Origin of the sequence: Antarctobacter heliothermus, from assembly GCF_900188425.1 — a bacterium.
GTDB lineage: Bacteria > Pseudomonadota > Alphaproteobacteria > Rhodobacterales > Rhodobacteraceae > Antarctobacter > Antarctobacter heliothermus.
Genome location: NZ_FZON01000053.1, coordinates 23210 through 33927 on the forward strand (window position 1 = coordinate 23210; position 10718 = coordinate 33927).

Sequence of the window (10718 nt, forward strand, 5' to 3'; positions counted from 1 at the left end):
GGGTCAGACCTCGTAGTTCAGAATGTTGAAAGCGCGGTAATATTTGTCATCGTGAAGCAGACTGAAGAGGTCCAGCGATCCACCCGTGGCCGTGGAATGAGTGTAGCTGCCTGGAAAGAACAGAACCGTGGGCCTGTCCTTCGCTGTGCTTTGAAGGTTGTTCAGCACATTATGGGAACGAATGTAGGGATAGACCTCGCCCACGCCTGAAAGGAAAATTACGTCGTGGGGCTGACTGTCGATGGCCCCGGCGATCTTGGGGATCAGGTGTTCATGGACATCCAAGACGCCTTGCAGCAGCTCTCGCAGCTCGGATTTCTCCATGCCTGGTTCAGCGCTCAGCACGTCTTCAAGGATCCCGCGTTCTTCAAGAATGCCCAGCGAAAGCTCGTACAGGCTGAGGTCGAGAACCTTCACGCCAGAATGACCTATTCGCTCGATCAAGTCGGCGCGGTCCTCCGTCATCGAGAGGCCTTCGCTGGCTGGGAAGGGGCAGATAAAGAACGGCACCTCATTCCCAAGGCCTTGTTTGGTCAGAAACCGCTCGCTGGTGATCACACGATACAAGTGCTCGGCGCGCTCTTTGCGGGTCAGCTGTTCGCTCACGGTTTGCCCCCCTCGGCCATAACTCCTGGGAAGAACGCTAGGTCAGATGGCGTGTTTGCTTCAATCAAAGCCCGAAGCGAGGTCGACAAATAGGTGGATTGGATCCGACGATCCTCAGAAATCACCCCGGCTTCGCGCATGATCTTGAAGGCAACCTGACGCAACCGAACACGAGTCGCATCCGCAGTCGAAGCCAGAGTGTCATCCCACTCAGCCTTCTGCTCTATGAAAAGTTCAAAGCTTTCTATAGGGATCTCCAACTGATAGGCCAGATAACGATCTTGCACGACTTCCACGGCAAATTCACGGACAAGTCGGTATGCCCGGCATATTGAAAGCCAAAGAAGCAGACGCTGCTCTTGCCGATCTGCGGTGTCCACCAAGAACTGCAATTCCTCATCGCTCAGCGTTTCAAGGCGATTGGTAATCTCGCGTAGCACCCGGCGTTTGGACTTTTCTTTTGGCAGTGAAGTCAGCCCTTCAGATTGGGCCAGTGCGATGGTCTCAATCCAATTTGAGGTCTTCAAATAGCTGGCGGCAAGGTCAATGCTTTCGTTCAGAAACAGTCCGCCAGATGTGAATGACATTTTGTAAGGCTGGTCCGCCCCAATGTCTCCCGATCCTCTTGCCAATGTCATCCAATGACCTCTTGGCGATTGAGCAAGACGATCTGCTGGTGATGTGGTTCGCGTGCTTCAGGATCCGTGTCGAGCCCCAGACGCTTCAGGGCGTAATAGAGCAGCGCACGTCTAACCGGAATCTTCCCTATGCCATCTTGCATGCCATAGTCGAGTGCGATGACTTTCTTCTGGGTTTCGGACAGTTCAGGATGAGGGCAAATTTCAAGAGTAACGTGATCGTGCCACGCCGCATCCGCTGCGTCAGTGATTTCACTTGCTGCGACGCCTCGCGTCTTGATCATCCGCGAGAGCAGGAAGTCCTTGAATATTTCATCCGTCAGGCAGAACGCCCGGCTGTGCCAACGAAATCCGTCGAACGCGATAGCATGCGGGGCAATCCAGCGCCAGCGCGGCTCTGGGTTCGAAAGCGATTGGTATTTCACCTCTATCGCTTCAGCCTGCCGAATGGCGCCAACAACCGAACGTAGAGTTTCCGGCTTTACTCCACGGGCGGGGGCCGGTGCAGCGTCATACGACGGAAGATCGATAATCCAGCAGTCTTCGCGATCGAGGATGTCTTCTCTCACCGATCTTAGTTGTGCGAGGTAGCGCGCCGCGTCTGGCGCTTGAAACCACGGCTCAAACTGAGGGCCTCGGACATACGTCCTAGCGCTCTTGTCGTAGACCATGTTGTTCGGCGCGAGCGCGATATAGCGGTTCAGGTCGGATGACGCCTGGTTCACCGACAGACCGAACTGCTCCATCAAGTCGCTCCGGTTCACATGGCTCTCCCAAAACAGTCGAAACTCAATGAACTCGAGTCGTTGCTCGACGCCCCAGCGCAGTTTCGACCTATTCCCTTCCAACACGCCCTCCTGACATCTCTGTCCACACCAAAAAATATGCGCGCACAATTTCTGGACTGTCTAGACGGTATCCGCGAAACGTCGAGCAATCAAACGAAAACCAAGGCGGGTTGGCTATGCCAGACCGCATAAAGCGCCGTCAGCACGTCGAAACGTGTGTTGCCGTTAAATTGGGTGGCGAAGATGTCAGGCTGCAGGTTCTGGTAAAATGCCTGGCGCAGCATCTCCTCATCAAAGCGGATGCTGTTGAACCCGGTCCAGATCGTCGGTGACCAGCGGTTGATCAGCGTCCCGATTGATTGAGTGAACTCAAAGAGCGTCGGCAGGTCCGGGTCCAGCAACTGCGCTGGGCGCACCCCGGTGACAGTCAGCGCCCAAGGGGATGGGATGATGTGCGGCGCAATCCGGCAGCGCAGATTAACCCGCTCGATCTCCCTGAATTCGTCATCTGTCAGAATGGCGGCGAATTGCAGCAGCTGATCGAAGGCGGGCGAAAGGCCTGTCGTTTCGAGATCGTAGATGGCAAAGGTCGTGGGCGTAGCCTAAATTTTGAAGCGGAATTCATCATCTGCCAAACACGGCGCGCCCACTCTGCAGAAGCTGCTGGTATTCCGCCACTTTGCTCCATCTACCCATCGCCCTTTTCGATATCGGCGATCAGAGATTTCAGCCGCGCTGACATGATCACGTCCGTAGCGGTATTGGCCGCGAGCCTCTGGAGCTCCCTCAGCACAGGGTCCCGCTGCCCGATCCGCGCACTGGCGTCCATGACATGGGTGACAGCCTCATCAATATCGAGCGGGCTTGGTTCATATCCGCGCCCAGCCAGCAGATGTGCGATGGCATGAAGGCCGATTTGTGCCGCAAAGGCTGGCTCCTTGATCGCGAAATCCCGCGCCGCGCGGATCAGCGTCGCCGGTGCCGCGTCAGAATGCGCTGCGCAGTCGAGTGCAAGATCGAGGTATTTTGCGGTCTTGGCGGCGGCAAACCATTTTCCTTTGGACCCGTGGCTCTCGATCAAATCGACGAGGATCATGCGCGCGTCGAGATCAGGATAGCGCTTCACCAGATCGCGCCACATCGCAAGATAGGTGTTGCCCGAAGCGGTGGGGAGGCCGAAGCGGCGATAGGCTTCGTCCTCACGCCCCTGCCGGACCAGAATGTCCTCACAGAACCGCGCGATTTCGTGGTGACCCCATTGGCGGCCATCATCCTTCAACAGCGCCTCGGCGAAGGCCAGTGCCTGGTCTTCGCGCCCCTGCCGTAGCTGTGCTTCAGCGCCGAACTTCATATCGAACCACAGAGACGTCTTCTTCAGCGCCAGAAGGGCCATCAATTCGTCGTAGCGCCCAGCCTCAAGCAGGCAGGACAGCGTTAGCGTGCCCGTCGTGACATGGGAGAACCGCTCGTGATCCGCCCAAGCCTCTCGCATCATGTCGAGATCGCAGTCGGCATGCAGGTTCATCAGCGCAGGGTATGCCGCGATCTGCCCAAAGCGATCGGCTAATGGCGCGAGATAATCGACGCCGTCGTCCTCGATCGCCTCGCGCAGCTGCTCGAGCCATTTCGTGCGGGTTTTCTCATCAGCAGGTGCCTCGATCAGGATCGGCAGCAGGTCTTCGAGCGTCCGGCGCACAGCATTGCCAAGCGCACCCGAGGACGTGTCGATATGCTCGAAGGCGGGCCAGATGCGCTGGGCCAGCGCGATGACACCCTCGGCCGCGGCGGTCGGGTCAGTGCGCGCGACAGCCCGGATCTCTGTGCTGGCCGATTTCAGCCGGTCAATGGCCTTGGCAGACGACTTCCAGCTGTACGCGCCAGCGCGCATGCCCGGTTTGAATGCCCATTTGTGCGTCACCTTGCCCGCCATCTATAGCCTCCCCGCTATGCGCAGCGCATTAACTTCGACAGCTTCCGCAGTCTGCGTGACATAGCCCTCTGTCGCACCCTGAAGTGCTGCCACCTCGGCTGTGACCTTCACCCTACATGCCACAAGCTTGTCGACGAGGTCCTGGACCCGGTTTCTCACATCGGTCGGGCGATAGCCAATGTCGCGCGCCATCTCCTCCCAATGCCGTCCCGCGATCATGTCCGGTGTACGCTTCCTGCCGGCGATGCTCTGGGCGTAACTCTGGACGACATGCGGCCAAGGCAGGACCGAGGACACGTCGTAAAGCGGGGCAAGGCGCGGCGCTGCCGCGACCGGCAGGATCAGCGAATAATTCTTCGCATGGGCATCGGTGTTGGCGACCAGAATGTTGAAGATGACCTGATCCAGCAGGGCAAGGGCGTCGCTTGCGCTGACGTGCCGCCCGGTCTCAAGCAACGTCATGAGGTCCAGCCCGCGCAGTGTGCCGCGCTCGTATTTCCGCCCGGGGGGAAAGCCATTAGCCTGTGCGAAATCCTCTTGGTGAAGGCGCAGGACCTGACCATTCCGCCCAAGCCTGCGATCATAGCGCAATACACCGATTGCCGTGCGCCCAGATGCCTTGAGAATCGTTGCTTGTGCAGCCTCAATGCCGACGGCCTGCGCCATCCGCAGGCACCAGACCTCGTTCTCGGTGATGCCCGGCAGATTGGGATTGTCCGGCTTCACGATCAGTGTGGACGGGGCACCGTTGAGGGGAATGGCGAGCACGTCATCCGGGCCGGGCAAGCGCAGCACAGGCACGCCATCTGGACCAAGGACGGCCAAAGCAGACTTCTTCTGGCCACCGGCGAGGGACTGGCGCACCCCTTCCTCGCCCACCAGAAATGGTCTTCGGCCAAGATCTGCAAAATGCCGCTCCAGTGCTTCCTGCGCATCGCCGGTGCCGTAGAAACGCGTAAGCAGCGTGTAGGCCCAGCGGCTGGGATCCGCAGGCTCCCCAAAAGACAAGGCGCCCGCAGTATCCCCGCCAATCTCTGTCAGCACGGCCAGCACATCAGCCTGATCCAGCCCCAGTGAGCGTGTCAGGACCTGAAGCTGTTCTTCCTCCGGGAGCAGGTTGGCAAGCCAAGGCGAGATGACCTCGGACGGATAGGCCTCGGCGCGCAAGGGCATGGTGACCGATAGCGGAAACGCCCCTGCGGTCTGCAGCCATCTCTCGCCGTAGCGCAAAGACAGCGTGCCATCAGCGGCAACATCGACATCACCAACCGCCAGCGCATCGAACCAGGTCGAGACCGAGGTCATCACAGGTAGTCTCCAAGGTCGTAACCCTGCGGAGCGTCTTTCGTCTTGGCGTCCGGGCCAGGCGACGTATCATCCATCAGGACCGAGAGCGACACACGCAGCGCCGCCGCAATCTTAGCAAGTGTCGTCAGCCTGGCATCACGCTTCCCCGTCTCGATCAGTGACAATGCCGGAGCACTGATCCCGGTGAGGCGAGCGAGCTGGTCGAGGTTGAGGCTCTGCTCTGCACGGATCGCCCTGATGCGCCGCCCGACATCGGCAAGAAGCTTCCGCTCGTTTTCGATTGACATGACGAGGCTCCTTACCGTTATCGGTAAGGATAGACAAAGATGTGGGATCGCTCAAGAGTTCTTATCGTTATCGGTAAAACGACACGGATTTGGGCTAAGAGCGATCACTGTTTACCTTATTGGATAATTTCTTCTGACTTTGGCTCGGTAATCCGGTCGGTTCATCTGCGACACATCAAAACCCGCGAATGCAGCCCAATGTCGGCGAATGCCCGCGAGTGCGGACGAATGCCGTTTTTTGGTCGTGGTGTTGATGTGGCGTTGATGTAAACTGCAAAACGCCCTGTGGTATCTAAATACCACAGGGTAAGCGTTTGTTATCACGGTATTTTTTGGTTGCGGGGGTCAGATTTGAACTGACGACCTTCAGGTTATGAGCCAAAGCACTAGCGACTCCAACAGTTTAGCGATTTCCGTGACTTATGGGCCAAGCCTTTGATTTCGTAAAATTCTCATTCCGAAAACGCCCGACATTGACCCGCTTTCAGCAGCATCAATCGCGCAAAAATGGCATATGCGGGTTGACGTGGCGTTGACACGGATGGATTGGGAACCCTTCATACAGTAATCATAAGCACGTATAATGCACTGGAGAATCGAGCGTCAAATTTGGCAATTTGCGGTGTTTCAATTCAGTACAACGGATCAGTGCGTTTCCCCAAAGAGATCATGCTTTGAGCAAGTCCACTCTCAGGTAGTCAATAGGGCTGCGGCTTGGGCGGATGCTTCAGGCCTAGCCGTCGGGCCATAACCACAAGCAGGATCCGCCACCAGTTCTGGAAACAGTGCAAGAATCTCGGCCTGTGTTGCGCCGTCAAATGAGTCAAGCGTGGCGGGGCCGGGATAATAGCTTTCGCTCCACAGCCCTTCTGCGCAGATGATTTCGTGGCGATCAAACAAAAGGTGGTGATAGCTTATTAACGCGCCCGAGTGATCTTGGCGCAGGTGGCCGCTTCTCACCAGGTGCGCGGCCTTGACCAAAACCTCTGGCGCGGCGCAGTGAAGCTCCACCCGCCAGCCTGATTGGTGAATTCGGTGCTGCGGCGAGACGCGCAGCGCGCCATGATCGCCCAGAGCGCCGGGCGGAATTACCACCGCAGCGTGCGCCCCGCGAGAAACAACGGTTCGGCTGCCACGCCAGCGAACGCGCTGCGGTCCACCGTCAAGCGTTAACACGAGATCGCCAACTTCAATATCTTCAACCGGAACAAGGCCACGTACTGTCCTGATCCGGGCGCCAGCAACAAAACACGGTAGCACCTCGCCCGTGACGAAAGCCAGATCTGTTACCCCGTCGGCATTCGTAACCTCATAGGAAAAGCCCGCCCCGCCTGGCTGATCTGAAGGATCAGTGATCACGGTGATCGTGCCATCACCATTGACCACAATCTCCAGCCCCGAGGGCAGGGTGACAATCGATCCCTCCGTCACCGCCACACCGTTGATCTTGGTAATGGTCAGCTTTCCACCGATAGAGTTGCTGTCATTCCCTGTCAGATCAACAACAACCTTATCATTCGGGCCGACCTCAAAACTGTCGTCGTTGGCCACAACAGCGGTTTGCACTGAATTTCCGGCAATCAACAGGTTGCTGTCATAAGCCGCATCACCACTGTCGGCGATACCGATTTTGATCGTGTTCACCTGTCCTGGCACCACCGGCGCTTTCAGCGTCAGCGTGACGGTAAAGCCGTCCATTTCGGTATTGAATTGATCCTTTGCATTGTCGATATAAAGGTCGCCGTTCGAAGTCAGGTTGATATTGTCGATCGAGATGTCGCCACTGCCGACCGTCAGCGTGGCCTTTACGCCATTGACCCAGACACCCACCGCATCGTTGAAGCCAGATCCAACGTATTCGAGGTATTCTTCTGACGAAAAAGTAACCTGCATTGTCAGGACAGACCCTTCAGGGATGAACTTCGCCTCTAGAATCGCGGCATCAAACGTTTTGGCTCCGGCGATTTCATTAAGATCCTTGTCGTTATCTATCCCTTTGGTGTCAGAAGACGTCGAAGCGGACTGATTGGCTTCGCCCTTGGCGTTGGTAAAATTTGCAGCCTTGCCGGTGGACAGGATCACACCCGTGTCCGAGGGCGTCACCCCCGGAGCGACCTTCAACCCGTTCGAGTAAATCCCAGCCGAGGCCGGGTCGCCAGAATAGCTGGCGCTTACAATTTTGATCCCTGAACCGAACATTGAGTCAGCCATCTTCATTGCGTCGCCACCAGAGGTGACAGGAAGCTTCGCGGCACTGACCATACTTTTTTCCTCGTTGAACTGAACCGCGTCAGTCTCCGACAAAATCATTGAGAAAATGCTATGATGACACTTGAAAATAGCAGATCGCCCCGCACCGTTCATGGCACTATGCGGATCCGGTTGTGCGGACAGGCGAGTGCCCGCGCCTTTGCCGTTAATTTGCGCTCAAAATGGAAGATCGCGTCGGTCCTTTTTGCAGTCACCAGCGCAATGGGCGAGATATAGCGTGTTGGTTTTCTGTCACGCACGTTGCCCTCAGTATCCAACATCTCAAAAAATTAGCGCCGTGCATGGTTCCAACAAAGGACACTGCTGACAGGCCCCATGCTGCGATCCTAAAGATAGGACCCATGCCACACATTCATCCTTTGTTCTCTTTCTGGCGTTATCCACAACTTCCTGATCGGCCCCCTCTTGCTCCGAATCGTGGCCCCGTGCAGCATGCACGCATGGGGAGAGCAGTCCTCAACTAAAAAGCATAACAGGACGTATCATCCGGCACACCAGGTCGAAGAAGGCGCTTTCGCGTCCTGACCTTTTGCGCCGATTTCTCCTATTTTGCACATAAGAAACACGGCCAGCAGGCGGTACAGGCACGTTCACTCCTCTGGCCCTTTTGAGGGCGGATTCATCATGGCACTACCACAACGCGTATTCTTTACTCTTCACGAAGCCTCGGCTCGCTGGGGTTGTTCTATTGCCGACATCGCTGGCTGGGCGGCCATCGGCAAACTCAAAATCATGACCGGGATCGGTTTGGTGCGCTGCGGCGACGCCGACTTCGCGGGCCGAGTCACCCTCTCGGCCATGGACTTGCAGCCGCTGTTTCGGCGATGCGGCACTGGCCCGGTCGAAGGGATCGTGCGTCGGATTATGCCCGATGGTGGCGCAGATTGGCTGATCATCACTGAACCGGCTGGCGGGATCGCGGTCGCGGTGGTCGACATGCTGATCTTGGCCGAGGACGTCTTTGGGTTTGAAGACGATCACGACATGATCCGCCGTCCCACCACCAATGGAACTCCATACGACTGGGAGGGTATGATCGTCTTTCTGGTTCAGCGCATCCATGAGCGCGGCCTGCCAGAAACGCAGGCCGAGCTGATCGCAGAAATGCAGGACTGGTTCGCCAATCAGTCAGACGGCACCAAGATCCCCGACAGCCGCAGTATCCGCCGACGGATCACACCAATCTGGCGCGCCTTGCGGAAGGAAGCTGCCTGATTGATCGCGCGCTGGGCCAGCGGCGTCATGCAGTTTTGCGCGCAACTGGTTCAGCGTCGGCGTCATGTACCAGAATGGGGCGGGGCCGAAAGGCGCTGGCCACAGCATCGACGCCCGCGCGCAGGGGTGAGTCCATCAGGTGGGCATAGCGCTGGGTTGTTTGCATCTGCGAATGACCCAGCAGCTTGCCGATCATCTCAAGCGATGCGCCGCCACTGACCAGCAGGGATGCAAATGTGTGCCGCAGATCATGAATGCGAACTTCGGGCAGTTTGGCATCCTTCTGGATGTTGATCCAGAAGCGGCGGATTTCCTTGACGGGCTGACCCGGCATGTCGCCGGGGAACAGCCATGGACTGCCGTTGGGCACCAGCAGCTGGCGCTGGCGCACGATGGCCGCAACCTCGGCCGAGATTGGGATCCGGTGGATCTTTCGCTGCTTGGTGGTGGCGGCAGGTTTAGACCAGCTGCCAAGTTCCAGATTGAACTGTTCAAACCGCGCCTGACGCACCTCGCCCACCCGGCTGCCAGTCAGCATGCAAAGACGGATGATCCCGGCCGCGCGCTGATCGGTGGCGGCGTCGAGCACTTCGGCCAGCTTGCCGATTTCGTCTTGCGACAGGAACCGCTCGCGTTCGTTCTCGATCCGCTTTTTGAAAGCCGCTGCCGGATTGTCAGTGCGCCAGCCCCAGCCGATGGCAAGGGTGAACATCTTGCGCAGCACCTCGCCCACCCGATTGGCACGGATCGGCGTGGGCTTTGCGCCCTGCAGCTTCCGCGCGCGGTTGTTCGGCTTTTCCTTGGAGGGGCGCGCCCTGCCCTTCGCGATGATGTTCAGCAGTTTCGCCACATCATGCGGCGTTATATCCATCACCAGTTTTGTTCCCCAATGTGGGGCGACCAACTTCGTCAGCATGGATCGCTGATCGGACCCGTTGGTCTTGGCCAGATGGGGCACATGCTCGGCAAGGTAGCGGTCGATCATGTCGCTGAACCTCGGGGCTTCGCGCAACTCACTCCGTTCGCCCAAGGGGTCGCGCCCCTCGTCGATTTCGCGCCGCAGCTCTTTGGCGCGCTCGCGCGCAGCCGTCACCGTCCATTCGGGCCAGCGCCCGATGGCCATGCGGCGCTGCCGACCAGCAAAACGGTAGTCCAGCGAGAACGACCGGCTGCCTGATCGCAGGATCCGGATGGAAAAGCCCCGCACGTCGGTGTCGAAGACCTGGTAATCGCGTGCTACTTCAGGTTCGCACTCCCTAACTGATTTCTCGTTCAAGCGCAGACGTTTAAGCATGGATGATCTCCCCTTTCGCCTGCGACACAGGCTTAGATTCGCGGCTCTATTGTGAACAGGCATGCAATTTTGACCCCGTAACGGGGTGATCGGCGTCCAACAATGACCCCCTTACACTGATGTGGATGATGCTCCCGAGGCTATCGGGGAGCACAGTGTGGGATGTTGGTTGTGGAGACGATTGCGAAGATCCGTCGGGCGTATTTTCAGGACAAGAAGCCGATCAAGCAGATCTGCCGGGAACTGCGGATTTCACGGAACACGGTGCGCAAGGTGATCCGGTCCGGTGCGACCGAGCACACCTACGAGCGGACCGTCCAGCCGCAGCCGAAGATCGGTCCTTGGAAGGACGAACTCGACGAGATGCTGGCGACAAACGCG

10 protein-coding genes and 1 pseudogene are annotated in these 10718 nt (G+C 57.8%); 2 read left to right on the forward strand and 9 right to left on the reverse strand.

Annotated features, from left to right (window positions below; genetic code table 11):
- Positions 1–3: 3 nt before the first annotated feature.
- From CHB90_RS20475 to CHB90_RS20510, 8 genes are all read right to left on the reverse strand, one after another.
- Positions 4–606 (reverse strand): DUF1788 domain-containing protein, encoded by a 603-nt coding sequence (locus CHB90_RS20475; RefSeq protein WP_170941127.1) that lies wholly within the window; start codon positions 604–606, stop codon positions 4–6.
- Positions 603–1244: a DUF1819 family protein gene (locus CHB90_RS20480; RefSeq protein WP_089279696.1), complete on the reverse strand. Its 642-nt coding sequence runs from the start codon at positions 1242–1244 to the stop codon at positions 603–605. The genes CHB90_RS20475 and CHB90_RS20480 overlap by 4 nt, the downstream gene beginning before the upstream one ends.
- Positions 1241–2092, reverse strand: a complete 852-nt coding sequence (locus CHB90_RS20485; RefSeq protein ID WP_089279697.1) for a BrxR family helix-turn-helix transcriptional regulator — start codon at positions 2090–2092, stop codon at positions 1241–1243. Before CHB90_RS20485 ends, CHB90_RS20480 begins: the two co-directional genes overlap by 4 nt.
- Positions 2093–2181: 89 nt before the next feature.
- Positions 2182–2613, reverse strand: a complete 432-nt coding sequence (locus CHB90_RS20490) for an exonuclease domain-containing protein (protein ID WP_281256126.1) — start codon at positions 2611–2613, stop codon at positions 2182–2184.
- 107 nt (positions 2614–2720) lie between these two features.
- Positions 2721–3962, reverse strand: a complete 1242-nt coding sequence (locus CHB90_RS20495; protein ID WP_089279698.1) for a hypothetical protein — start codon at positions 3960–3962, stop codon at positions 2721–2723.
- Positions 3963–5267: a HipA domain-containing protein gene (locus CHB90_RS20500; protein ID WP_089279705.1), complete on the reverse strand. Its 1305-nt coding sequence runs from the start codon at positions 5265–5267 to the stop codon at positions 3963–3965. It lies immediately after the preceding gene.
- Positions 5267–5557 (reverse strand): helix-turn-helix domain-containing protein, encoded by a 291-nt coding sequence (locus CHB90_RS20505; RefSeq protein WP_089279699.1) that lies wholly within the window; start codon positions 5555–5557, stop codon positions 5267–5269. The genes CHB90_RS20500 and CHB90_RS20505 overlap by 1 nt, the downstream gene beginning before the upstream one ends.
- 690 nt (positions 5558–6247) lie before the next feature.
- Complete coding sequence (locus tag CHB90_RS20510; protein WP_245823317.1) at positions 6248–7921, reverse strand: choice-of-anchor L domain-containing protein; 1674 nt, start codon at positions 7919–7921, stop codon at positions 6248–6250.
- A gap of 531 nt (positions 7922–8452) precedes the next feature.
- Between CHB90_RS20510 and CHB90_RS20515 the strand changes: the two genes are divergently transcribed.
- Entirely contained in the window at positions 8453–9043 is a 591-nt protein-coding gene (locus CHB90_RS20515; protein ID WP_089279700.1) for a hypothetical protein, read from the forward strand.
- 25 nt (positions 9044–9068) lie between these two features.
- Here CHB90_RS20515 and CHB90_RS20520 read toward each other — a convergent pair whose 3' ends face one another.
- Positions 9069–10337 carry a tyrosine-type recombinase/integrase gene (locus tag CHB90_RS20520; protein ID WP_089279701.1) on the reverse strand — a complete coding sequence of 423 codons (1269 nt, stop codon included), beginning with the start codon at positions 10335–10337 and terminating at the stop codon, positions 9069–9071.
- 162 nt (positions 10338–10499) lie between these two features.
- Between CHB90_RS20520 and CHB90_RS20525 the strand changes: the two are divergent.
- A pseudogene (locus tag CHB90_RS20525) lies at positions 10500–10718 on the forward strand (IS21 family transposase); the annotation flags it as partial.